The sequence below is a fragment of the uncultured Campylobacter sp. genome, from assembly GCF_938017775.1.
Lineage (GTDB): Bacteria > Campylobacterota > Campylobacteria > Campylobacterales > Campylobacteraceae > Campylobacter_B.
Genome location: NZ_CALIIU010000023.1, coordinates 1 through 23,397 on the forward strand (window position 1 = coordinate 1; position 23,397 = coordinate 23,397).

The following is a 23,397-nucleotide window of genomic DNA, read 5'->3' on the forward strand; positions in this document are numbered from 1 at the left end:
TTGCGTCGCGATGTTTTTCGCTACTCAGACCAACCGCATTGTATTTTTCAACATTCACACTGCACCCAGAAAATCGTTTCTCATCCAAGCTGCGAACAAACTTTGCTAAATCCCATAAGCCTATGTCGTATAACTCTCGCAATGACGCTATCTTTTTTGTCGTGCCCAGCGCATTAGCGATAATTTGCGCCGTATGGAGTGCGCGTATAGCCGAGCTTGTAATAATCAAATCAGGCGCAAGTCCCAAGCTACGCAGCTTTTCTCCGAGTTTAATTGCGCAAAGTTCACCCGCATGGCTTAATGCCCGCTCAAAATCGCTTCCATTGCCACTTTGCGCCTCGGCATGTCTTATAAAATATATCCGCTTCATATGCATCCTTTCATAAAATTTTATGTATAATTTAGCGTTAAATTCTACAAAATTCTAAATTTTTTCTGGATCATTCCAAAGCCATAACCAACCACAAATCCCGCTATGTGCGCATACCATGCTACATTTACGCCCATTAACATCGGCGCAAAGCTCATTATCAAAATCGCGATAAAAATCCCGCCCGCATTGCGTTCATCAAAATAAGCAATAACGCCTAAAAGCACGCAAATAGCGCCGCTAGCGCCTACGATATTGACGATTTCTCCCATGCTCATGGCATAACGGATATAAATCAGGCACAAAGCGCCGCTCAGCAGCCCGCCTGCGATATAAAGTAGCGTAAATTTTATCCCACCGAACGCTCGCTCTAAAATCCCACCGAATTGATACAAAACTGCCATATTCATCACTAGATGCATCACTCCGCCGTGCATAAAAAATGAACTTAGTAGCTGCCACGGCATTCCTTCGAAAAAATACGGATTGAGCCCAAAAAATAGATAGGACTTAAAGCCAAAAAAATATTCTAATGCGAATGAAATCACGAAAAATAGGACATTCGCCACAATGATCGCGAGAGTAAATTTGCCTGATTGCATGAAACTCCTTAAATTTTTCACGCATAGTAGCGAAATTTTGATTAAATTAAAGGCGTCGTGTAATTTTATAGGCTCGAGATAAATTATAGATAAGCTAGTATCAAAATTTTGGCAATAGTTTTAGTTGCAAGCGCCTTAATAAATAGCTGCGCTAAAATTTAGATCGTAAATCTTTTTTAAAACTTTACGGAATTCATAGAGTTTATCCGACGTAAATTAAAAAGCAAACACACTGTAAATTTAAAAACGATAAAATTGCAGTTATATGAAGCTATTTTGCAGAATTTTATATAAAATTATAAGTATAATTTTACTAAGAATAACAAAAATTTGAGTTCAAATTAATTTCAAAATAAATTTTTAGAGTAATATTTTATTAAATGCTTGTATATATAATTACGCGTTAAAAATGCTAATTTGATTTGCCATAACAGCATCAAAGTGAGTTTTTATTCATAAGTTTTTGCTGCAGGAGTTTAAAAGCCATAAAAATTTTAAAATTTGATTAGAATTTTAGGAATTTAATAAATTCTATAAAGCAAGTCATAGCTAGAATTCCAAGCTAAATTATCTGCAAAATTTTACTTGAAATTTTAGAGCATAAATCAAACCGCCGCGAATTTTTTAAAGGTCTAACGAAATTTCATAAAATCTAATAAATTCCAAAAGTTATAAGAAATTTTTCAAAAAATACGGCGAAAGAATTTTAAAAATTCTAGTTATTCACCCGTCCGTATCCTGCGAAGCGGTTCGATGCTAGGCAGCTTATGCGGTCTTTGCCGCAGCGGACGATATAGCTATTTTCCATCTTTTGCCCTGCTACATGGACGTTTTTCTTATTTAAATTTACGAAGTCCGCTTGATTTCTACCACGAGTATTGTGGACAAATTTCACGCGACCATCAGCATAGATCTCGCGCACGATACCAATATGACTGATTTCGTTATTGACCTTGCCTTTGTTAGAACGCAAAGTGTTTTGAAAAAACACCAAATCCCCCACTCGCGGCGTATTGCTGAGTAAATTTTTACGGCTGTAATAATTATATATTGCTTGGGATTTGCGTCCGTTGGTGAAGTATTTCGGCAGATCTTTTGAGTTAAAAAACAGATCATCGTATTTATCATTTAGCACGGTGATAAATCCGCTGCAGTCCCCTCCCGCGCGAGTGCCGGTGTAATCGTCCACAGATGCGATTAGCGGGCGGTTAAACTCGCTTCCCGGCACCGAAGTTATTCCTTCTTCATGATCGTTTAAGACATACGCTTGCTGGCTACCGGCAGACGGGGCTTTTGAGGAGCAACCGACCAGTAAAAACGCACCCAAAGCGCAAATAATTAGTTGTTTCATATAAAAATCCTTATAAAATTATGTAACGATTAAATTTGGGCGTAATTTTAGCGCTCAGTGGTAACAAAATGGTAACTTTAAAGCTAAATTCTGTATAATCGCCGAAATTTTACACGGAGAAATCATGCATTATCTACGAATTAACGGGGGCAAAAAACTAAGCGGTAGCGTCAAAATAAGTGGCGCAAAAAACGCCGCATTGCCGCTCATAGCTCTATCTATCCTTTCAAAAAACGAAGTCGTAATTAAAAATTTACCCGCAGTTTCCGATATCCACACGCTAATTCAGCTGCTTTCAAATTTAGGCGCAAAGTGCGAGTTTCTTGACGCCAACACCGCCAAAATCGATCCGCGCGAGATAAACTCGACCAAAGCGATCTACGATATAGTGCGCAAAATGCGCGCTTCGATCTTGGTGCTAGGGCCGCTTTTAGCGCGGTTTAGACACTGCGAGGTAAGCCTTCCTGGAGGCTGCGCGATCGGCGCAAGACCGATCGATCTACACCTTAGTGCGCTTGAAAAGATGGGCGCGGAGGTTAAGATCGAGCAAGGCTATGTCGTTTGCACCGCAAAAAAGGGGCTTAAGGGCGCGACTATAAATTTTGACAAAATTACCGTCACCGGCACCGAAAATATCGTAATGGCAGCGGCTTTAGCAAGCGGCACCACGCATATCATAAATGCGGCAAAAGAGCCCGAAGTAATCGCCGTTTGCAACGCATTAAAAAGCGCAGGCATCGACATAGATGGCATCGGCACGAACGAGATTCTCATTAAAGGAAGCGGCGGCGAGCTTTTAAGCTTGGATGAAATTTCGATCATTCCTGATCGCATCGAGGCGGGCACTTATCTGTGCGCAGGCGCAATCACGGGCTCTCGTATCACGATCACGCACTCTTGCGCGGCTCATCTTGGCGCGGTGCTTGCAAAATTTGAAGATATGGGCTTTAAATTTGAAATTTCAAGCGGCGGCGACGAGATAACGATCTTGCCCGCTTCAAAGATCAAACCAGTAGAGATTATAACGAGCGAATATCCGGGCTTTCCTACCGATATGCAGGCGCAGTTTATGGCACTGGCGTGTGTAGCCACGGGCGTCAGCACCATCGACGAGAGGCTTTTTGAAAACCGCTTTATGCACGTAAGCGAACTTTCACGAATGGGCGCGGATATCCGCCTAAACGGACACATCGCAACGATTAGCGGCGGCAAGCTAAACGGCGCGGATGTTATGGCTACCGATCTGCGCGCCAGTTCGGCGCTCGTTTTAGCCGCCCTTGCGGCGCGCGGCGAGAGCAAAATACATAGAATTTACCACCTAGATCGCGGATATGAGAGGCTGGAAGCTAAGCTTGGTGCGCTTGGTGCCGATATACAGAGGCTTGAGGAATGAAGACTTCGGAATAAAAATCTTGTGCGAGCAAGCTCGCGGAATTTTACGAGTGATATGTTTTGAAATTTTAAGCAACGCTCGCATTAAAATAAGACAAGTTTGAGCCCATGAAATTTTGCGCATTTATTTGGGTAAATTTTGCTTTTCAAGCTTTGGCGAAACATAGAATTTAAGACTATGCGAGGTCTTAACTGCGCGAATTTAAAATGTAAAAATGATAAAAAGGACTTAAAATGATAGGAATAAATGAGGCTATAGATTTGGCTACGGCTAGAATCACATCAAGCAAGCAAAGCGAGAAGGTGTCTCTTCCCAGCGCTCTAGGCCGCATTCTTTCTAGCGATATTTCTGCGATTAAAAACCTGCCCTGCTTCGATAATTCGGCGCTTGACGGCTATGCCTATGCGGCGGAATTCAAAGACAAAAAGCTAAAGATCGTAGAGCCTACGATCTTTGCAGGAGACGAGAAATTCTACGAAATAAAGGCTGCGCAAGCGCAAAAGATAATGACCGGCGCGCCAATGCCTGCAGGCGCGGACTCCGTCGCGAGGCTAGAGGATGTAGACGCGCAAGGCGGAACTCTAAAAATCCCTGCTTCCGTTCATGCCCACGACGGCTTTCGTAAAAAAGGCGAGGAGGTGCGCGCGGGCGAGCTTTTATTGCGCCGTGGCGAAATTTTAAATCCTGCTAAAATTATGCTTCTTGCTGCACAAGGAATTTACGAAGTGGACGTTTACGCGCGTCCTAAAATCGCCCTATTTTCCAGTGGAAACGAGCTAAAAGAGCCGTGGCAGAGCGCAAGCGAGCGCGAAATTTATAACGCCAACTCTAGTGGTATTGCTGCATTGCTGCAAAAATACGGCTTTGAAAATGAGTATTTAGGGATTTTAAAAGATGATTTTAGCGCGGTATGCGAGGCGCTAGATACTGCTACGCGTAAATTTGACGTGCTAATTACCAGCGGTGGAGCAAGTGCTGGGGAGGCGGATTTTATGCAAAGCGCTATGAGTGAACTTGGATTTTTGCAGGTTTTCGATCACATTGATATCAAGCCCGGTCGCCCCAGCAAGTGCTTCGCAAAAGGCGGCAAATTCGTCTTTGCAATGGCGGGCAATCCAATGGCTGCTTTCGTGCTTACACGCGCAGTCATACTGCCGATCTTATTTAAGCTTAGCGGCGCAAGTGAGGCTTTTAGCGCAGAAGCGGCGATCTATGCCAAGCTCGCAAGCGATCTGAAGCTAAAAAGCGGCAGAGTAAATTTAACTGTAGGCGCATATGAAGGCGGAGTTTTTACGCCTATGCCGTCGCCTTCTGGGCGCATCAGACCGCTGGCTGCGGCATCGCATTTTTTCTTGGCTGATCCCGAATGCGACAAAGTTCGCGCTGGAGAAATCGTAAAAATTTATGAAATTTAAGCGAGAAATTATTGACAAATGAAAATTTATAGGCTACAATCGCGCTTTATTTTTACCGCATGCGGGAATAGCTCAGTGGTAGAGCGCAACCTTGCCATGGTTGATGTCGCGAGTTCGACTCTCGTTTCCCGCTCCATCTTAACTTCAAATTTTAAAATTCCTTCCGTTTCGCTCGCTTTTGAAGCACAAAATTTCGATATGAAAGCTTTGAAATGAAAATTTTAGTTTGCGTAAGCGGCGCCAGTTTTTGCGAGATCGGGCTTGATCTGCTTAAATTTCTTGCCAGCTCGCCGCATGAAATCCACGCCGTACTTACTCAGGGCGCGCGCCGCGTCCTGCGCGCCGAAAGCGACATAGACGCGGACGAGGCTTTAAAATCCGCGGAATTTAGAAGCGTAAAATTTCATCTCGATACCGATCTGGCCGCGCCGCCTGCTTCAGGCTCCTTTGGGATTGATGCAGTGATCTTTGCGCCCTGCTCTATCGGCTCTTTGGCTAAAATTTACGGCGGGCTTTGCGACAGCTTAAGCACCCGCGCCGCTGCAGTCGCGTTAAAAGAGCACAAGCGGCTGGTTCTTGGCGTGCGTGAGATGCCATTTTCTGCGATCAGCCTGCGCCAGATGAGCGAGCTAGCCGCGCTCGGCGTCATCATCGCTCCGCCCGTGATCGCAGGCTACTGCGGCGTGCAAAATTTAAAAAATTTCATAATCGGCAAGTGGTGCGACGCTCTGGGCGTGCAAAACGAGCTATTTAAAAGGTGGCAATAATGCAAAACTCAAGAAAATGTATCTATCCGGGCACTTTCGATCCTATTACGAACGGCCATCTGGACGTAATCAAGCGCGCGCTAGGGCTTTTTGATGAAGTCATCGTCGCAGTCGCGCTAAACGAGAGCAAAAAGCCCTACTTCAGCCTAAAATCCAGACTAGAGATGGCGCGAGCCGCGACACGCGGGCTTCGTGGCGTGAGCGTGCAAAGCTTTGATAATCTACTCGTGGATTTTGCTAAATCTTGCGGCGTGCGCTTCGTGATCCGCGGACTCCGCGCGGTTAGCGACTTTGAGTACGAGCTGCAGATCGGCTACGCAAACGCCTCGTTATGGGAGGAATTTGAGAGCGTGTATTTGATGCCGACGCTCAAAAACGCCTTCATCTCAAGCTCGATCGTCCGCTCCGTTTTGAGCCACGGTGGCGACGTTTCGCACCTCGTGCCGAGCGAAATTTTAAAATTTTTGAAAAAATGAGCTTGCAAGCGACTGAAATTTAGCCCGCAGGCGCGGCTAAATTTAAAATTTGAAGCTGCATGGGAGATAAAATGAACGAAGCAATGGATGAGATAGAAAAATTGCGAACGTTTTTAAAAAGCGTGAGAGATGAATACAAAGCCTTAAATAAAATAGCCGAAGCGCAGGTCGTAAGTAGGCGCTGGGCGTCTGGTAGCTATATCAATTTAGAGCCGTTTTATTTCGAATATAACCGCTTCTTTAAGGGCAAAATTTTAAAAGCCAAACCAAAAAAGATCGTAAACGCCCGCGAATACGGCTTTGACGCGCAAGATCGCGTCGTTTTTGAGAGACAACATGACGACAAAAAAAGTTTCTTTGAAAGCCTTTATTTTTGGGGGCGGGACGAAGTTTTAAAATATCATTTCGGTTGCTACAATAAAAAATGCTCAAGATGCTTCAATATAAAAAGATTTGTCTATGAGGATGGCGTGCTAAAGTCCATCTACTCGGCCTTTGACAACAACGCCTATGGGATAGAAAATTTTACTTACGAAGGCGGCAAGCTCGCACAAAGACGGGAGTATGTAGAGCACCCTCGCGCAGGCAGAAGAAATGACGTAACAAACTATGAATTTGACGCAATGGGCGAGCTAAGCTTAATAACCGAAAATGGCTATGTGCGCTATCAAAAGCCCGATAAGGATATGAGCTACAAAAAGCTCTATGAGCTCGCCGCTCAAAGGCTGCTGCCCGCGATTAAAGAGACGATCAAAAAGCACGCGCCCGCCCGTAAACTCTACTGCATAAATTTAGCTTGCGACAATAGGAGTTTACCGCCGATCATCGGATTCGGTTCGCAAGAACAGCGCGCGCAGTGGCTTGCGCGAAAAGATGGCTGGCTTCTTTGGCTCGTTCCTGATTACGAGTTTCGAGCCGAGGTCGAAGTAGACTACGAAACGGCGAAAATTTTCGATCTTTTCAATCAGGAAACGCAACTAAACGATAAATATGCGCAGGCTAAAAAGCTTATTTGGGAGTGCGTGAAGCAGCTTAAAGCAGATCTTGGCGAATTTGCGCTCGATATGACGGAGGATTTTACGATCACGGCTACCGATTGCGATCTTGGCGATCTGCAGAAAAATTTCATAGCGATAAATCCCGAGCCGATAAACGTATAGGGCAAAATTTAAAATTTCATCGTCGCGGTTTTATCATCGCGCGCAGCACTCGCCCGCCCGCGCCGCCCAGTAACACACCCTACTCCGAATGGTGCCGCCGCCCTGCTCCGCCCGAAGTGCCGCCCATTCCATCTAACGCCATCCGCTTCGCAAAGCACATATCCTACCATGTATATAATGGCGCCCTACCTCGCCCGATGTGCCATTCTATCCGCACGGCGCGCCGCCTTTATCGGCTGACGCCCTACTCCGCTCCGCTTGGTATGCGCTCCGTAAGCGCAAATTTACTCGCTCGCTGTTTATGCGACACATCCATTCGAGCGCTAAATTTTACCGCGAGCCGCACCACAAATAGCAAAAGCTGGGCAACAAAGCGCCCGATAAAATTTTACGCCGAAAGATCAAAAGCAGCTCGCACAAGCTCGCGCAAAAGCCCGATTTGGAGGCGAAATTTAGCGTCCGGCTATTTAAAAAAGCCGCTATTTAGCTATAAATTTGTAAAATAGCGCACAAATTTAAAGGCGAAAAATGTATGTAATATTCGAAGGTATCGACGGCGTGGGCAAAAGCACGCAGATAGCACGGCTGGCGGCGGCTTTTCCGCAGGCGATCGTGACCAAGGAGCCGGGCGGCACGAAGCTCGGCGAGGCGGTGCGAAGCCTCGTTTTGGGCGAGGATTTTAAGTGGCCGCGCGGCAGCGTAAATCTGCGCGAAGCCTGCGGCGAAATTTCAAAGCGCGCCGAGCTGCTTTTGTTCCTCGCAGACCGCGCCGAGCACTACGAGCGCGTGATAAAGGGCGGCGCGGACAGGCTCGTGCTAAGCGATCGCGGCTTCATCTCGGGGCTTGCCTATGCGCTGGCAAACGACGAAAACGCGGATCTTAGCGAGCTCATCGCGCTTAATAAATTTGCGCTCGGGGGCAAATTTGCAGATAAAATCGTGCTGTTCTTGGCGGACGAGCAGCTCGTCAAGAAACGGCTCAAAACGCGCGCTAGCAGTGATATAATCGAAGCTCGCGGTCTAAAATACCTAATGCGCGTGCAAGATCTTATGGCGCAGGCGTGCACGGCGTGCGGAGTTCAGACCCTAAAAATCGACGCCGCACAATCCGAAGAAGCGATCTGCGATCAGATAAGAAATTTTATACTTTCTTAAATTTTAAGACGCGGAATTCTGCCGCGGTAGTTGATTTCTAAGCTCTGCCGTGAAATTTTAACTATGAAATTCCGCCCATAAAATTTCAGCTCCAAATTTCGTAATAGAATTTTACAGGCATGGTTCTAGGCAAAATTTCATGAGCGGAATTTGTTTTATAATTTCGCAGCAAAATTTCGCCACGGAATTCTGTCTTAAAATTCCGCCGCAGACCAAAAAGCGCGAAATTTCATAAGCGAAATCTTGCACGGAATTTTAATCCACGGATTTGCAGGCGGAATTCCGCTTAAGTTTTAGATCAAAAGGATAGCGATGAAGACGTTAAAGTTTGTTTTACGCAAGGTTTTTAAATTTATATTTCTGTTTTGGGTGGTCATAAGCTCGCTTTTCGGCACATATATGATCGCCGATAAATTTTTCGGTCGTACCGTCGTAGCCTGGACGCTAATCCGTGATTTCAGCAGCGCTTCGCTGGATCTTAAGGATTTTAGCATCAGCGCTAGCTTAAGAGCTACCGCTATCGGCGGACGATTATGGCGCGATGATCGCGAGCCGAAGCCCGACTTCTCGGACGATAATTCCACCGGCGCCCCGTATGAACTAAGTATAAAATTTGACCACGTGAGCGCGCCTGGAATCGTGCTGAAAAATATCAAACTCGAGCAGGTGCAAAGCGGGCGCGTCGTGTTTGAAAAGAATGAGCTAGAGGTGCCACTAGAGCCGGGCTACAGCGGTTACAAAAGCGGCATATTAGAGATACCGGGTCTTGATTCTACGCATGTTAGACATAGACTGAGCGCCGAAATATGCGTGTATAGCGGCGCTTGCACAAGCTTTGTGCATTATTTCTTGCCGTACAGACATGTAGAGGGCACAGCGGCTCTGCGAGGTATTTTTTAGCCGCGAAAGATTCGGCGCGAAATTTTAAAACATAAAATTTACGGCGGTATGGATTAATTTGGCTGAATAAACGAATAGATTATCAATGCCAGTAACGTGGCGGTATGGTTTATTTGCGTGGCGGAATTTTGTAGCTTGCCGTATTTGTGCGAAACGAAATTTCAAAATTTCGCGGCGCATAAAATTTATAGCGCAGTGCAGAATTCTGCTATGCAAAATTTGAGGCTACGTAATTATGAAATTCTACGCTGTACATTTATGCGGCGGGGTAGCGCTATTTCTTACGACGCTTGCGCCACGATGAGAGTTTTTGCATGTAGGTAGAGCAAACCAGATACGAACACATGAATGCGAGCGCTAAAGAAGAAAAGAAATAATCCCCAAAGCCCAAAATATCGCAAATATAAAGCAATACCGTAAGCGCGATGATAAAAACGGCAGTAAAAAGCATAAGGAATATAGCAAAGTAGGTGCACGTCAAAAATATCCGTGTCAAACGAGGTGCGCGCCTTTCAATAGCGCGGACGATCGCATAAACGTATGCCAGAATTATCATCGCAACAAACGCAAGCGACGCGCAAGTGTAGAAAAAATCGCCTAGGTTTGGGAATGCGTCTTTTGCGAACGCAAAATAGATCGCGTAAAATACCGCCGTGGCGAAAAAGATCAGACCGAACGTAATCAAAATATTCCAAGCTAAAGATAGTGCGCGCTTCGCGGCATCCAGCGAGCTCAACGCAAAATCGCAAGCATATTTCAAAGGCGTTCTGCGGCGCTCGACTTCCAAGGCGACGAGGCTGCCTAAATATCCTTGTTTGCAGTATTTTACGCGCACTAAATCGCCCTGCTTAAACAAGAACAACCTGCAACGCATACGAAAGCGAACGCCGCCTATCTCAAAAAGCACGAGCGTCTCGATCTCCTGCCTAAGGACGCGGACGTGCAAGTTTTCTATCCTGCCTTCGATACAGGGCTGCTTATTTCGCATAATCCTCCAAAATTAAGTTAAATTTAGCGCCGCTTACTAGGCGCTTGTTTGCTCGGCGCTGGAAAAACCCACTCATCTTTCCCGCAAGGCTCTGCGGCGCGACGGAATTCTACGCGACAAAATTCCGCGACTCCTAATTTCATGCGGCAAGATGGACTAATCGCGAGCTTGATTTTGAAATTTTCGCTAAATTCCGCCGCGCTTATCGGCGGTAAATTTAATACGGTTAGCTTTACGAGCGCGGTTCGCACCGCATATTAAACAAACATGTTTAAATTTAAGATCATAAAATTTAAAAATCGCCGAATGTCAAATTACAAGCCGCAAATTTAAACGCAAAACTCAAATACTATCGCGCACAGATACAGCTTTGAGATCTTAGTAAAATTTTGCCCTTTAAATTTACGCGCAGTTTTTGCCGTGTATAATTTTAATGCAATTTTGGAAGTATTTCTTAGACGTATTTGCTAGGCGAATTTAAGCGCAAATCCAGCGCAGTGCAACTTTGCTTGCGTAAAATTTTAACGCGAGCAAAGCCGATTAAATTTGACCTCGAAATTTTAACGAGGCTTTAACGCACAAGTCTCGTTTTGTTCTAGCGATACAAATTTCAGCCGAAAGCCGCTGCTTGCAAAAAATCAAAATTTATTTAGCTCGCGTTTGAGCTAAAATTTACAAAATTTTAAAGCTAGCGCAGACCGAATTTCAACGTACCTAAAAATGAATTCTAAACGTTAAATCTAAAATGCATCACGTCGCCGTCTTGTACGACGTAGTCCTTACCCTCAAGGCGCATCTTGCCCGCTTCTTTCGCCCTACTCTCGCCGCCGCACGCGATGAAATCATCAAATCCGATCACCTCTACTCTGATAAATCCGCGCTCAAAGTCGTTGTGGATCACGCTCGCGGCCTTTGGAGCCTTCCAGCCCTTCGTGATCGTCCACGCGCGCACCTCCATCTCGCCCGCGGTGAAGTAGCTGATGAGGCTGAGCTTTGCGAAGGATCGCTTGATGATGAGCTCCAGCCCGCTTTGCTGCGCGCCCAGGCTTTGCAGCATCTCGTGCGTCTCCTCATCGCTCAAGCCTATGAGCTCCTCTTCGATCTTGGCGCAGAGCTTGATCACCTCCGCGCCGCGGGCGTTTGCGTATTCCTTTACGCGCGCGACATATTCGTTATCTTGCGCGATGCCGTCTTCGTCCACATTTGCGCCGTAGATTACATCTTTGGCACTAAGCAGGCGCAGCTCGCGATTTAAAGCGATGTAGCTTTCGTCCTCTTTGAGCGCGAAATTTGAAGCGGGCTTGCCGTCGTTTAGATGCGCCAAAAGCTCGTTTGCTACGGCTAGCGCCTCTTTAGCGCCCTTTTGATTTGCTTTGGCTTCCTTGCCGAGACGCTCGATCTTGCGGCTAAGCTGCTCGATGTCCGCTAAAATAAGCTCGGTTTCGATGATCTCGATGTCGCGGATAGGATCGACGCAGCCTTCGACGTGGGTTATGTCGCCGCTTTCGAAGCAGCGCACGATATGAAGGATGATCTCGCACTCGCGGATATTTGAAAGAAATTTATTCCCCAGCCCCTCGCCCTTGCTAGCTCCGCGCACGAGGCCTGCGATATCTACAAACTCGATAGTCGAATGCACGATGCGACCGGGCTTAACAATCTGCGCTAGCTTGCCGAGCCTGGCATCGGGCACGGGCACGACCGCTTTATTAGGCTCAATCGTGCAGAACGGATAGTTCTGCGCCTGCGCGTTTTGTGCGCCGCTAAGTGCATTAAAAGTAGTGGATTTACCGACGTTCGGAAGCCCTACGATCCCTACTGAAAGCCCCATCTACGCGTCCTTCAGCTCTTTGGCTAGAGCCTGCAAGAAATATAGGCTAGCTCTCACGCCCGCGCCAGTCGCGCCTGCCGCGTAATAGCCCCACGCCTTTTCCAGATACGCAGGCCCCGCGATGTCGAGGTGCAGCCACTTGTCTTTATACTCGTCCTTTATAAATTTATCCAAAAACAGCCCCGCGGTTATCGCGCCGCCGTACCTGCTGGAGGAGCAGTTGGAGATGTCTGCGATACTGCTTTTGATTAGCTCGCGCAGATAATCGTTAAATTCCAAAATACTAAATAGCTCGCCGCTACAATCGCTAAGATCTTTAAATTTACGCTTTAGCTCCTCGCTGTTTCCCATGATACCGCTAGTGTATTCGCCTAGCCCCACGACGCAAGCGCCGGTAAGCGTCGCCATATCGATTAGCAGACCTGGCTCAAGATCCTGCGCGTAGCTTAGGCAGTCGGCAAGCACGAGCCGCCCCTCTGCGTCGGTGTTTCGCACCTCTATGCTTACGCCGCTGCGACTAAGCAGCACGTCGTCGGGCTTATACGAATCGCCGCCGATCATATTTTCGGTAGCGCCGATGACCGCATGTATCTCAAACGGCAGCTCTAGCTCGGCAGCGCCCTTGATGATGCCCATCGCGGCAAGCGCGCCGCTTTTGTCGCTTTTCATCGTAAGCATATAATCGGCAGGCTTCAAACTTAGCCCGCCGCTGTCGTAAGTAAGCCCTTTGCCCACGAAAACGACGCGCTTTAGGCAGCGCTGCGGCTTATAGATCAGATGGATGAGGCGCGGCGGATGAGCACTGGAGCGATTAACCGCCAAAAACGCATTCATATTCTGCTCTCGCAAAAAGTCCTCGTCGTAAATTTTAACGCTCACGTCGTCGTAGTTTGAGGCTAGAATTTCAGCCTCGCTCGCCATCTTTTCGGGTGTGTAAATTTCAGGAATCTCATTGACGCCATCGCGCGTAAAATTTGCGGCGTTTGCCATCACGGTGCCCTGCTGCACGCCGTAGTTCATCTTTTGCACGTCGGGGCTACTGCCGCCGTACTCCTGCGTAGAGATTAAAATTTCATTCAAGCTGGAGCTTTTCTTCTCGCTTTTGTATTTATTAAACTCATAGCCGCCCAAAAGCACGCCCTCGACCATCGCCATTGTACTTCTGCGGTCGCATCCGCATTTGTAAAAGGCGATTTTAAAATTTTTGATCGCATAGCCCTTGAGCGCATTGTATGCGCTCGCAAGCGCCGCTCGCAACCTATCGAAGCTAAGCTCCTTAACGCCGACGTACAGCCGTCCGCTCTCGGCAAGGAGTAGATTGCCCTCGCCTTTGTAATTAAAAAGCGCAAACTTATCCGTGTCTTTAATAAATTCGTGATTTAAATTTTTATCCACAACTAAAATAACTTCAAAATCCGCCTCTATCTCGTTAATTTTACGATCTAGCAGTTTTACTTTCATCTCGTTCCTTTCGTGAGTTCATAAAGTGATTTTCCATACGTTTAAATAGCCTAAAAAATAGATATAAAATTCCGCCTATGATAGGTATCGCAAAATACCAGTGTTGCTCGATTAGCCGCAGCCCGCTCCAGATCTCCTCGCCGAAATACCACGCCAAAACCATCGTCGCACCAGACCAGCACCAAGCACTAAAAAGATTGATAATCGCAAATTTCTTTGCGCTGTAGCGAGTGATACCGATACTCATCGGGATGATGACGCGAAAGCCATACATATAGCGCTGCATTAAAATTATCGGCCAGCCGTAGCGTTGCAAAAGCAGGTGCGCGATAGCAAATTTTCGGCGCTGTGCCGCGAGCTTTTTACTGATATATTTTTTATTGTAGCGACCGATATAAAAATAAAACTGATCGCCGCAAAATGCCCCAAGGCCCGCGACAAAGATACCTAGCGGCAAATTTATGTGCCCCTCGTGCGCCATGATACCGCCCAAAATCAGTGCGATTTCGCCTTCTAAAATACACCAAACGAAAAGCACGATATAGGCGTATTGGTGGTATTGTTGCAGTAAATTTTTAAGTAGCTCTTCCAAAATCACGCCTCTAAAACGCAATAAACGTTTGTGCGACGCGAAAACTCGCCTAGATCGTTTAACTCGCGCAAATTTAGCAAAAAGCACGCCTCGACGCACTTAGCCTGCGTCTGCGCAATGAGATCCAAAGCCGCGCGCGCGGTGCCTCCGGTGGCTATTAGATCATCAATTAACAGCACCTTGGCATCTTGCACGCCAGAGAATGCATCCACGTGCATCTCGACCTGATCAAAGCCGTATTCAAGGCTGTATTTTTGCGAAATCGTGATATAAGGAAGCTTCTTTGGCTTTCTAATTGGCACAAAAGCAACCCTCAACCTCGCAGCAAGTGCCGCTGCAAAAATAAATCCGCGACTTTCTATGCCTACTATGTAATCAAGTCCGTAATCGGCGTAGCGCTCGGCTAGATGATCAAGCAGGAAATTAAACGCCTCGCGATCGCCTACGAGCGTCGTGATATCGTAAAACAAAATACCGGGCTTTGGGAAGTCGCGCACGGTGCGGATCGAGCGAAATAAATAGCTTTTTTGCTCGTTGCTTAGACTTTTCATAGCTTACCTCTTTTCAATCTTGCGTTTTGGATTTTTAAGCTGCAGTTTTCGCTCTCCTCATTTTGCAGGGCCTCAATGCCGAAGCGAAGGGCAGTTTTGAGCTTTTCGTTATCGCTTTTAAGCTTTGAAATTCTTTCTTCGCTCTTGCGGAGCAAAGCATAAATTTTAGAATTTTTTCGGATCGATAGAATAAGTAGTGCTGCAAAAAATAGCGCTAAAACGCCTAATGCTACGCTCATTGCTTGCCTCCTTCATTTGGATTTGCAAAGCGCATAGTAGCGGAGGTTATGCTAAAATAGGCAGAATTTATGCTCCTAAAATACGCACTAGAAAGATTTGCTCCCTTTAAATTTATGCTCGTAATAGCAGAATTCTCATCTGTTAAACCCGTACTAGCGCAATTTGCGTTTTTTAGCTTAACGTTCATAAAGAAGGAATTTGTAACATTGAAATTTATAATTGTGGGGTTCAAACCGACAAAATATTTGTGGCTAGCTTTTTGAGCGAAATTTTTCTCGCAAACACTCTCGCGCGTAAAATTTAACGTAGAATTTGCACTAGTGGAATTTTTACCCAATGGATTTTTCCCATCAAAGATTATCTTTGCGTGCGTAGAATTTAAATCTATATGTCGTGCACCGCAAAAGCCTATCAAAGGATTCTTACTGGTAAAAAAGGAATTTTTATCGTTAAAGCTCCGCGCAAAATTTGACGCGGAATCCGTGCCAATGGGATTTTTGCTAGAAGGGCTTTTGCCGGCGAAGCTTGATTTGGAATTCCGCCCATTTAAATTAGCGCCACAGCTTTGTTCCGTAAAATTTCGAGCGAAATTCTGAATGGAATTTTCCTCGTCAAATCCATGTGTGCAATTCGCACTCCCACAAGTGCCTAGCTTTGCGACGCGCTTAATGTGCCTACCGCCCGCAAAATCGGTACCGAAAAATACCTTGATCATATCCTCGATCTCTAGCGCGCCCATCAATCGCTCGCCGAAGGCTAGGACGTTGGCGTCGTTGTGCTCTCTAGCTAGTCTAGCGCTCGTCGCGTCGTGGCACAGCGCGCAGCGCACGTGAGCGCGGCGGTTTGCGGCGATGCTGATGCCGATGCCCGTACCGCAGATCAAAACGCCGTAAATGCCATAGTCGGTGGAATTTAAAATTTTATCTTTGCTCACATTCGAGCTTACGGCTGCGTTTACGCTGATAGTCATGCTTTCGCTAGCGTTAAAATTTTGACGACTAGTGTTTTTGGCAGCGTTAAAATTTTCATTTTTCCCGCTACATTGCACGGCGTCGTTAAAATTTCCGCAGCCGTTTATACTTGCGACAAAATTTTCGTTACCGCGCGCTTCGGAATTTTCCGCGGCTGCAGCGGAATTTATGCCGTCGTTTTCTTTAAAATTTTCACTTCGCGCGCAGGCTTCACATTCGGCTAAAATTTTATCCGCCAACGTGTCCGCAAAATCGGGATAGTCCACGCTCGCTTCGGCACTATGAGTGCCAAGGTCGACCGCTTCGTAACCTAAAGTGGCGAGCGCTTTTTTAGCTTGTTCTTTGGCACGAAAGCCCGCATGATCGCTCGCTATGAAAATTTTATTTATTTGCATTGCCGCTCCTTATTTTTGCTCATAGATTAGGCTCTCATCGTTTTGCAAGGTATCGACAAAACGCCCGATTCGCTCCCAGCGGATCTTGCGATCGGCATCGATACTAAAGTATGTAAACCACGGCTTACCGACGATCAGACGATAAGGTACCGGACCCCAGAAGCGGCTATCGGCAGAGTTATTGCGATTATCTCCTATCATAAAATACTCATCCTGCGGCACTTTAATGTAAAAGGCATTGAAACTCTGCCCCATGCTTTCGAAATTTTGCCCGATCTCGCTTAGACTGACGGGCTTCATAGCAAATTTACCCCCATCAAGCGCAGCTTTGACGTTTGCCAGCATCGAGTTTCGATTATTAGGATCGTAGTGGATACCTTTAAATTTATAGGGTTCCTTGACATATTTTTCGCCGCCTAAGATCACGATGTCGCCAGCATCGTAGTTTGCGTCGATAAACTCGTCGCCTTCATGCGGACGGAGATAGAAATTATTCAGATCGAAAATCACCTCGTCGCCGCCGACCGCAAAATTTCGCTTTACAAAGTGCATTTTTTCATTAAGCGGATAGCGAAAAACCACGATGTCGCCACGCTTCGGACCCTCGCCGCGGATGATATGCCCATCTCCGTCGCTATCAGGAGCTACCTGCCACTCTACAAATGGAATATGCGGGGTCGGGATGCCGTAGCTAAATTTTTTAACGAATAAAAAATCACCCTCCAAAAGCGTAGTGCGCATCGATCCACTAGGGATCACGAAGGCTTGCGCCACAAAAAGAATGACGAATAAAACGACGATGACCGTCCCCGTCCAACTTGATAAAAAGTGATAAATTTTGCTTAGTATTTTCATTTAGGCTCTTTGTCTTAAGCGATTTTTCGCCGATTTTATCGTATTGCTCAAAAGCATCGCAATCGTCATCGGCCCCACGCCTCCGGGCACGGGCGTGATGAACGAGCATTTTGGCGCTACCGCATCAAAATCGACGTCACCCTTTAGCTTGCCGTCGCCGCCGCGATTAATCCCCACATCGATCACCACCGCGCCTTGTTTTATCATATCGGCGTCCACAAAATGCGCCTTGCCGACCGCGGCAACCAAAATGTCGGCGTCTGCGCAAAGCTGCTTTAAATCTTTCGTCTTGCTATGAGCGATAGTGACGGTGGCGTCGGCATTTAACAGCAAGCTCGCCATCGGCTTTCCGACGATATTGCTGCGACCTAGCACGACGACATTTTTGCCCGAGATCTGCACGCTGTATTCCTCAAGCAGGCGCATCACGCCAAGCGGAGTACAAGGCACAAAACCGTCCGAAAGCCCGCTAGTAAGCTTGCCTACGTTTATCGCACTAAATCCGTCCACGTCCTTTTGCGGGCTTATTTTTTCTAAAATTTTATTCGTATCAATGTGCTTTGGAAGCGGTAGCTGCACCAAGATGCCGTCAATGCTTTCGTCTTCGTTTAAATTTTCTATCAGTTCTAAAAGCGCCGCCTCGCTCACGTCGGAGCTCAAGCGGTGCGCTACGGATCGGATCCCACAGGCGGCGCAGGCTTTTTCCTTGCTCGCGACATAGGTCTTACTAGCCGCGTCCTCGCCTACCAAAATCACCGCCAGCGCGGGCTCTACGCCCTTTGCGGCAAGGTTTGAAGCGACCGATTTGATCTCCTCTTTTACCTTCGCGCTTATGCTTTTGCCGTCGATTAAAGTCATTTAAAGCCTTTTTGAGAAATAGGGAATGTTACCCTAAAATTTATAAAATTTAGATTTATTTCGCGGATTTTACGGGAATTTTAAAGCGATTTTTAAATGAAATTCCGCAGCTTTAGACTAATGACATCTTACGTTAAATAGAATTTTAAGATAGCAAAATTTAAAACCGGCGGAATTTAAGCTAAGCAAAATTCCGTCGATTGAGCTATGAATTTACGGAGCTTATCGGAGCTGAGATTTCATAACAGGGTGAATTCCTTGGCGCTGTTGAGCCTTTCTTACGGCATCCATACAACCACCGATAGAGCAGCCTTGAGTGGGTTGCATCATAGGCTCTTGTTTGTGCGCTTGGCAGCCCGCTAGTATCATTGCTGCAGCGACACATAAAATAAAATTTTTCATTTTGCTCATTTCTTTAAAATTTTATAAAATTTTAACTGCGATTTCTAAGCCGCTTACTCGTTGCGCAGTGTTTGCAGAACGTCGATCTGTGTGGCTTTTTTGGCAGGATACCATGACGAAAGCGCCACGATAAGCACCGCGCCGATTAAAATCATCGCCAAATCGCCTAGCGAAAGCTCCATCGGCAGCTTCGAGCTTCCGTAAACGTCGGCCGGCAGATTTACGATGTCGAAGCTTCCGAGCAGCCACACGCCGAATAGGCCCAAAATAAGCCCGAATATGATGCCGCCGCCGCCGATCGTAGCTCCGAGCGCGAAAAAGGTCCTTTTAACCTCCTTTTTGCTGGCTCCCAGGCTAAGTAAAAGCGCGATCTCTTGGCGGCGGTTCATCACGGTCATCAGAAGCGAACTTACGATATTTAGGCTCGCGACCAGGATTATTAGCATCAGCACGATGAAAAGCGCGCGCTTTTCAAGCGCAAGGGCGCTGAAAAAATTGCCGTTTTGCTGCCACCAGCCCACGGCGCTAGCACCGCCGGGGAGGCTTTTTTTAATGCGCTCCAGGTCTTTAAACGGATCGTTTGAAAAAACATGCACGCCGTCGAATGTCCCCTCGTCGTAGCCCAAAATTTTGGCTAGATCGCTTGCGTCTGCGTAGGAATACGCCTTGTCGTAGGCGATCAGCCCGGAGCTGAAATCCGCGCGCACATCAAAGCGCTTCATCTTAGGGATCAGCGCAAAGCCGCCCGGATCGCTCTTCGTAAAGATCATCGTGATCTTACTGCCCTCATCTAGCATAAACTCGTCTTTGATCCCGCGCCCTATCATGATGCCGTAGTCCGTTAGATTGGCGTCTTTGGCGCCTGCTGCGACGACGGAGTTGATGCGCTTTTCATCGTTTAAATTTACGCCGAAAATCAGCCCGCCCTCGAGCCTGTCGCCACCCTTGGCGATGACTTGCGAGCTGATGTAGGGGCTAAAGATCAGATCGGGGAAGTCCGCCCGCAGCCCCTCCACGTCGTCTTTTGAAATACCGCCGCGAAAATGGCTGTGGATCGTGATCGGGTAGTTCATCGTAAAGAGCTTGCGCTCAAATTCTTTATCAAAGCCGTTCATTATCGCCATTGCGACGATGAGCACCGTAAGCCCCACGCCGACGCCCAAGAACGCAAGTAGCGCCGAAAGCGTAATGAAAGGCTGAGAGCGGTCGAATCTGAGATATTTGAATAATAAATACTTTACCAAAAAGCCATCCTTGTAAAATTTCACATAAAATTTAGCACTAAATTATATGTGAAATTTTAGGTATTTCGGAATTTTAAAATTCCAAAAACGGGTTTTGCGGCGTCAAATATAGAAACTCCAGCCTGCTTTAAAATTTAAAATCGCGCCGAAATCTACTTATACGAAATGAAATTCGCCCCCAAGAGATATCGGATACGGCAAATCAAACAGACCTTTTTACCAAAACTTTAAAATTTTAAACCTAAATTCTAAATTTTAAAATTTCAAATGCCTCAAAATTTTAAAATTTTAGAAATTTAAAACTTTTTAGAATTTTGAAATTCTTAAAATTTAAAGGTGAGCTTTGCTTACAAGCTCGCCCGTATCGCATAAATTTAAAATTTTAAATGAATGCTGTATCTTAGCCGCGCACTAAATTTAAGCACCGTGCGCCGTTCGCGTTTTGCCGCACGGCGCACCGTAACGGCGCTGCGAAAACAAGTAGTCAAAGGCACCAAGTGCGCTTTGAAATTTTAAAATTTCAAAACCAAAGTTCCTCCCCATCGCGCAGCTTTGCTCACCGTCCGCGCGGCCTCACAATCAAGCTCTTTTAAAATTTCTATCCACGCCGCCTAGCGATCGAGCCCCTTTAAAATTTTATGACGCTCTCGCCCTCGACCGATCCGCTAAATACAAAAGCAAGATCAAAAAGCGCCGGTCGCGTAATACTCGCAATCGAGATCACTGATCGCACGATACTTACGACCGATTGCCGCGCCTACCTCGCAAAGCCGCCTTTTTTCGGACCGCCCTTGCCGTGGCAGTCTTTGTATTTTTTGCCGCTGCCGCAAGGGCAAGGATCGTTTCGCTTAGGCTTTTTGTCGCCGAACTCATCGGAGGCCTTTAGCTGCGCCTCATTCGTGCTTGCGGCGGCAAGCTCTTTGGCGTTTGAGCTCTCCATGCGCTCCTGCATCGCGCGCTGCTCGGCTTCGATCTCCTCCTGTGATTTGAACTGGATCGAATGCAGCAAGCGGATGCTGTCGGATTTGAGGCGCATTACAAGCTCCATAAAAAGGTTGTAGCTCTCCTTTTTATACTCCGTAAGCGGGTCTTTGTGGTTGTAGCCGCGAAGTCCGATACCCGCCTTTAGGATATCCATCTGATACAGATGCTCCCGCCAGTCGCGATCGACGATCTGTAAATAAAGCATCTTTTCGATACTTTTGCGCTGCTGCGGATCGATCGGCGCCATCTTGTTTTCATACGAAACGGCAAGCGCGCCGATGATCTTTTCTTTCAGCTCTTTGAAATCATCGACCTTCTCAAGCTCGCTATTTTCGAGCACCTCGCCCGTTTCTTGAGCGATTTTAGCGACGATCGGAAATTTATCGACCTCTTTGATATTTGCGCCGTCGAAAATTTCAAGCTCTTCAAGCACGCTAGAGATGTACTCTTCGCGGTTTTGGATGATTTTATCTTTCAGATCGTAGTCGGGGTCCAAAAGCTCATTGCGATATTTATAGATCGTCTTGCGTTGCTCGTTTGCGACGTCGTCGTATTCTAAGATATTTTTACGCGCTTCAAAATGCAAGCTCTCGACCTTTTTCTGCGCGTTCTCTACTGCGCGCGAAACCATGCGTGACTCGATATGTTCGCCGTCTTTCAAACCCAAGCGATCCATGATATTTTTAATCTTGTCGCTGCCAAAAATTCTAAGCAGATTATCTTCCAAGCTTAAGAAAAATCTACTCTCGCCCGGATCACCCTGACGTCCGCTTCGTCCGCGGAGCTGATTATCGATGCGGCGACTTTCGTGGCGCTCGGTACCTAAAATATATAGCCCGCCCAAAGCGCGCACTTCATCGTCTATGCGGATATCCACGCCGCGTCCCGCCATATTCGTAGCGATCGTAACTGCGCCCTTTACGCCAGCGTCTTTGATGATCTGTGCCTCGCGCTCGTGATTTTTGGCGTTTAGCACGGAGTGTGCGATGTTTTCTTTGACCAAAAGCTCATGCAACTTCTCGCTCTTTTCGATCGACGCCGTGCCCACGAGCACGGGCTGGCCTTTGGAATTTAGCCGCTTGATCTCACCAATGACGGCATCAAATTTTTCGCGCTCAGTTTTGTAGATAAGATCATTTTGATCTTTTCTGATGACCGGCACGTTTGTAGGGATCGAGACCACTTCGAGTTTGTAAATTTGAGCAAATTCCGTTGCCTCCGTCTGCGCCGTGCCCGTCATACCGGCGAGTTTTTCGTAAAGACGGAAGTAGTTTTGAAAGGTAATGTCGGCAAGAGTTTGGCTCTCCTCCTGGATTTGCACGCCCTCTTTTGCCTCAAGCGCCTGATGCAAGCCTTCGCTGAATCTGCGGCCCTCGCTAAGACGACCCGTAAATTCATCCACGATTATGACCTGCCCATCGCGCACGACGTAGTGTACATCCTTTTCAAATAGATAATTCGCCTTAAGTGCTTGATCAAGGTAGTGGCTAAGCACGGCATTTTCGAGACTGTAGAGGTTATCTACGCCAAAAAGCTTCTCGGCTTTTGAAATTCCCGCTTCGGTAATCAAAACGGCGCGATTTTTCTCATCTACGGTAAAATCACCCGTAGCTTTGCCTTTTGGATCGGCTGGCGCCTCGCCGCGGATCATTTGGCGAGCTACTTCGTCGGCTTTGATATAGCCGTCCAGGGTGCGGTTCGTAGGACCTGAAATGATTAGCGGCGTTCGTGCTTCGTCGATTAAAATACTATCAACTTCATCGACGATTACGAAATGATGCCCGCGTTGCACCTTTTCATCCGCGCTAAATTTCATATTATCGCGCAGGTAGTCAAAGCCAAACTCGTTGTTTGTGCCATAAGTGATGTCGCACGCGTATGCGGCCTTGCGCTTGGCGTCGTCGTATTCTCCGCCTACGATCACACCGGTACTAAGCCCTAAAAATTCATATAGCTCGCCCATCTGCGCGGCATCGCGCTTAGCTAGGTAGTCGTTTACGGTCACGACGTGAACGCCCTTGCCCTCCATCGCATTTAGCACTACTGCCAAGGTCGCTACGAGGGTCTTTCCTTCGCCCGTTTTCATCTCGGCAATCGCGCCGTCGTTTAGCACCAAACCGCCTATTAGCTGAACGTCGAAGTGGCGCATATTTAGCACTCTTTTGCCCGCCTCTCGCACGATAGCAAATACTTCGTTAAGCACGTCATCCGTGCTCTTTTCGCCCGCGCGAACTTGCGCTCTTAACGCTTCAAATTCCGCCTTAAGCGCCGCATCGTCCATCGACGCGTAGTTTTCTTCAAGCGCACTGATCTGCGCTGCGCGCTTGGCGTATTGTTTGACGATCCTATCGTTTTTAGTACCAAAAATCCCGTGGATGACCTTTTTAAACATCTCAAACCTTAGTTTTAAAATTTTAACCGCGCATATTAACATAT

At 46.9% G+C, this 23,397-nt stretch carries 22 protein-coding genes, 1 tRNA gene and 2 pseudogenes; 9 read left to right on the forward strand and 16 right to left on the reverse strand.

The window, feature by feature from the left end; all coding sequences use genetic code 11:
* The 3 genes from Q0537_RS04200 to Q0537_RS04210 form a co-directional block, all read right to left on the reverse strand.
* Nucleotides 1-370 (reverse strand): histidine phosphatase family protein (locus tag Q0537_RS04200; RefSeq protein ID WP_299225368.1); only part of this gene is annotated, 370 nt, incomplete at its 3' end.
* Nucleotides 371-414: 44 nt separating this feature from the next.
* Complete coding sequence (locus tag Q0537_RS04205) at nt 415-972, reverse strand: rhomboid family intramembrane serine protease (protein ID WP_297943110.1); 558 nt, start codon at nt 970-972, stop codon at nt 415-417.
* A 715-nt stretch (nt 973-1,687) separates the two neighbouring features.
* Nucleotides 1,688-2,323: an NlpC/P60 family protein gene (locus tag Q0537_RS04210; protein ID WP_005870540.1), complete on the reverse strand. Its 636-nt coding sequence runs from the start codon at nt 2,321-2,323 to the stop codon at nt 1,688-1,690.
* A 124-nt stretch (nt 2,324-2,447) separates the two neighbouring features.
* Here Q0537_RS04210 and murA point away from each other — a divergent pair, with 124 nt between their 5' ends.
* From murA to Q0537_RS04240, 6 genes are all read left to right on the forward strand, one after another.
* A complete protein-coding gene (murA, locus tag Q0537_RS04215; RefSeq protein ID WP_299225371.1) occupies nt 2,448-3,716 on the forward strand; it encodes a UDP-N-acetylglucosamine 1-carboxyvinyltransferase in 1,269 nt (422 codons plus the stop codon).
* 233 nt (nt 3,717-3,949) lie between these two features.
* The gene (locus Q0537_RS04220; protein ID WP_299225373.1) at nt 3,950-5,131 is read left to right on the forward strand and encodes a molybdopterin molybdotransferase MoeA; all 1,182 of its coding nucleotides are present in this window, start codon (nt 3,950-3,952) and stop codon (nt 5,129-5,131) included.
* A gap of 61 nt (nt 5,132-5,192) precedes the next feature.
* Nucleotides 5,193-5,267, forward strand: a tRNA-Gly gene (locus Q0537_RS04225).
* Nucleotides 5,268-5,343: 76 nt separating this feature from the next.
* On the forward strand, nt 5,344-5,898 hold the full coding sequence (locus Q0537_RS04230) for a UbiX family flavin prenyltransferase (protein ID WP_299225375.1): 555 nt from the start codon (nt 5,344-5,346) through the stop codon (nt 5,896-5,898).
* Nucleotides 5,898-6,374, forward strand: coding sequence for a pantetheine-phosphate adenylyltransferase (gene coaD, locus Q0537_RS04235; RefSeq protein WP_177387474.1), 477 nt, complete (start codon nt 5,898-5,900; stop codon nt 6,372-6,374). The genes Q0537_RS04230 and coaD overlap by 1 nt, the downstream gene beginning before the upstream one ends.
* A gap of 71 nt (nt 6,375-6,445) precedes the next feature.
* Nucleotides 6,446-7,534, forward strand: coding sequence for a hypothetical protein (locus tag Q0537_RS04240; protein WP_299225377.1), 1,089 nt, complete (start codon nt 6,446-6,448; stop codon nt 7,532-7,534).
* Nucleotides 7,535-7,542: 8 nt separating this feature from the next.
* Here the strand turns inward: Q0537_RS04240 and Q0537_RS04245 are convergent, their stop codons facing one another.
* Nucleotides 7,543-7,704: a hypothetical protein gene (locus tag Q0537_RS04245; protein WP_299225379.1), complete on the reverse strand. Its 162-nt coding sequence runs from the start codon at nt 7,702-7,704 to the stop codon at nt 7,543-7,545.
* 358 nt (nt 7,705-8,062) lie between these two features.
* Here Q0537_RS04245 and tmk point away from each other — a divergent pair, with 358 nt between their 5' ends.
* Nucleotides 8,063-8,689, forward strand: coding sequence for a dTMP kinase (gene tmk / locus Q0537_RS04250; protein ID WP_299225381.1), 627 nt, complete (start codon nt 8,063-8,065; stop codon nt 8,687-8,689).
* Between the two features lie 312 nt (nt 8,690-9,001).
* The gene (locus Q0537_RS04255) at nt 9,002-9,589 is read left to right on the forward strand and encodes a hypothetical protein (RefSeq protein ID WP_299225383.1); all 588 of its coding nucleotides are present in this window, start codon (nt 9,002-9,004) and stop codon (nt 9,587-9,589) included.
* A gap of 274 nt (nt 9,590-9,863) precedes the next feature.
* Here Q0537_RS04255 and Q0537_RS04260 read toward each other — a convergent pair whose 3' ends face one another.
* Nucleotides 9,864-10,577, reverse strand: a complete 714-nt coding sequence (locus tag Q0537_RS04260) for a hypothetical protein (RefSeq protein ID WP_299225385.1) — start codon at nt 10,575-10,577, stop codon at nt 9,864-9,866.
* Nucleotides 10,578-10,625: 48 nt separating this feature from the next.
* Here Q0537_RS04260 and Q0537_RS04265 point away from each other — a divergent pair, with 48 nt between their 5' ends.
* Nucleotides 10,626-10,838, forward strand: a complete 213-nt coding sequence (locus Q0537_RS04265; protein WP_299225387.1) for a hypothetical protein — start codon at nt 10,626-10,628, stop codon at nt 10,836-10,838.
* Nucleotides 10,839-11,304: 466 nt separating this feature from the next.
* Here Q0537_RS04265 and ychF read toward each other — a convergent pair whose 3' ends face one another.
* The 11 genes and pseudogenes from ychF to secA form a co-directional block, all read right to left on the reverse strand.
* Nucleotides 11,305-12,408: a redox-regulated ATPase YchF gene (gene ychF / locus Q0537_RS04270; protein ID WP_299225389.1), complete on the reverse strand. Its 1,104-nt coding sequence runs from the start codon at nt 12,406-12,408 to the stop codon at nt 11,305-11,307.
* Nucleotides 12,409-13,869, reverse strand: a complete 1,461-nt coding sequence (locus Q0537_RS04275; protein WP_298980033.1) for a leucyl aminopeptidase — start codon at nt 13,867-13,869, stop codon at nt 12,409-12,411.
* Nucleotides 13,844-14,461 carry a DedA family protein gene (locus Q0537_RS04280; protein WP_298980032.1) on the reverse strand — a complete coding sequence of 206 codons (618 nt, stop codon included), beginning with the start codon at nt 14,459-14,461 and terminating at the stop codon, nt 13,844-13,846. The genes Q0537_RS04275 and Q0537_RS04280 overlap by 26 nt, the downstream gene beginning before the upstream one ends.
* Nucleotides 14,462-14,463: 2 nt before the next feature.
* On the reverse strand, nt 14,464-15,012 hold the full coding sequence (locus tag Q0537_RS04285) for an adenine phosphoribosyltransferase (protein ID WP_005870566.1): 549 nt from the start codon (nt 15,010-15,012) through the stop codon (nt 14,464-14,466).
* The gene (locus Q0537_RS04290) at nt 15,009-15,251 is read right to left on the reverse strand and encodes a hypothetical protein (protein WP_177388948.1); all 243 of its coding nucleotides are present in this window, start codon (nt 15,249-15,251) and stop codon (nt 15,009-15,011) included. The genes Q0537_RS04285 and Q0537_RS04290 overlap by 4 nt, the downstream gene beginning before the upstream one ends.
* A 647-nt stretch (nt 15,252-15,898) precedes the next feature.
* A pseudogene (locus Q0537_RS04295) lies at nt 15,899-16,144 on the reverse strand (RpiB/LacA/LacB family sugar-phosphate isomerase); the annotation flags it as partial.
* A 309-nt stretch (nt 16,145-16,453) separates the two neighbouring features.
* Nucleotides 16,454-16,618, reverse strand: a pseudogene (locus Q0537_RS04300) (RpiB/LacA/LacB family sugar-phosphate isomerase); the annotation flags it as partial.
* A 9-nt stretch (nt 16,619-16,627) separates the two neighbouring features.
* Entirely contained in the window at nt 16,628-17,473 is an 846-nt protein-coding gene (lepB, locus tag Q0537_RS04305) for a signal peptidase I (RefSeq protein ID WP_299225391.1), read from the reverse strand.
* Nucleotides 17,474-18,331, reverse strand: coding sequence for a bifunctional methylenetetrahydrofolate dehydrogenase/methenyltetrahydrofolate cyclohydrolase FolD (gene folD / locus Q0537_RS04310; RefSeq protein WP_299225393.1), 858 nt, complete (start codon nt 18,329-18,331; stop codon nt 17,474-17,476).
* Between the two features lie 455 nt (nt 18,332-18,786).
* Nucleotides 18,787-19,977, reverse strand: coding sequence for an ABC transporter permease (locus tag Q0537_RS04315; RefSeq protein WP_040303707.1), 1,191 nt, complete (start codon nt 19,975-19,977; stop codon nt 18,787-18,789).
* A gap of 757 nt (nt 19,978-20,734) precedes the next feature.
* Nucleotides 20,735-23,353, reverse strand: coding sequence for a preprotein translocase subunit SecA (gene secA / locus Q0537_RS04320; protein WP_299225395.1), 2,619 nt, complete (start codon nt 23,351-23,353; stop codon nt 20,735-20,737).
* Nucleotides 23,354-23,397: the final 44 nt, after the last annotated feature.

Coding starts and splice junctions, on each gene's coding strand:
- Q0537_RS04220 (WP_299225373.1), top strand. CDS start 3,950: ATGATAGGAATAAATGAGGCTATAGATTTGGCTACGGCTAGAATCACA.
- Q0537_RS04230 (WP_299225375.1), top strand. CDS start 5,344: ATGAAAATTTTAGTTTGCGTAAGCGGCGCCAGTTTTTGCGAGATCGGG.
- Q0537_RS04205 (WP_297943110.1), bottom strand. CDS start 972: ATGCAATCAGGCAAATTTACTCTCGCGATCATTGTGGCGAATGTCCTA.
- Q0537_RS04290 (WP_177388948.1), bottom strand. CDS start 15,251: ATGAGCGTAGCATTAGGCGTTTTAGCGCTATTTTTTGCAGCACTACTT.
- Q0537_RS04245 (WP_299225379.1), bottom strand. CDS start 7,704: ATGGTAGGATATGTGCTTTGCGAAGCGGATGGCGTTAGATGGAATGGG.
- tmk (WP_299225381.1), top strand. CDS start 8,063: ATGTATGTAATATTCGAAGGTATCGACGGCGTGGGCAAAAGCACGCAG.
- ychF (WP_299225389.1), bottom strand. CDS start 12,408: ATGGGGCTTTCAGTAGGGATCGTAGGGCTTCCGAACGTCGGTAAATCC.
- Q0537_RS04275 (WP_298980033.1), bottom strand. CDS start 13,869: ATGAAAGTAAAACTGCTAGATCGTAAAATTAACGAGATAGAGGCGGAT.
- Q0537_RS04285 (WP_005870566.1), bottom strand. CDS start 15,012: ATGAAAAGTCTAAGCAACGAGCAAAAAAGCTATTTATTTCGCTCGATC.
- coaD (WP_177387474.1), top strand. CDS start 5,898: ATGCAAAACTCAAGAAAATGTATCTATCCGGGCACTTTCGATCCTATT.
- Q0537_RS04255 (WP_299225383.1), top strand. CDS start 9,002: ATGAAGACGTTAAAGTTTGTTTTACGCAAGGTTTTTAAATTTATATTT.
- secA (WP_299225395.1), bottom strand. CDS start 23,353: ATGTTTAAAAAGGTCATCCACGGGATTTTTGGTACTAAAAACGATAGG.
- lepB (WP_299225391.1), bottom strand. CDS start 17,473: ATGAAAATACTAAGCAAAATTTATCACTTTTTATCAAGTTGGACGGGG.
- Q0537_RS04240 (WP_299225377.1), top strand. CDS start 6,446: ATGAACGAAGCAATGGATGAGATAGAAAAATTGCGAACGTTTTTAAAA.
- Q0537_RS04210 (WP_005870540.1), bottom strand. CDS start 2,323: ATGAAACAACTAATTATTTGCGCTTTGGGTGCGTTTTTACTGGTCGGT.
- Q0537_RS04260 (WP_299225385.1), bottom strand. CDS start 10,577: ATGCGAAATAAGCAGCCCTGTATCGAAGGCAGGATAGAAAACTTGCAC.
- folD (WP_299225393.1), bottom strand. CDS start 18,331: ATGACTTTAATCGACGGCAAAAGCATAAGCGCGAAGGTAAAAGAGGAG.
- murA (WP_299225371.1), top strand. CDS start 2,448: ATGCATTATCTACGAATTAACGGGGGCAAAAAACTAAGCGGTAGCGTC.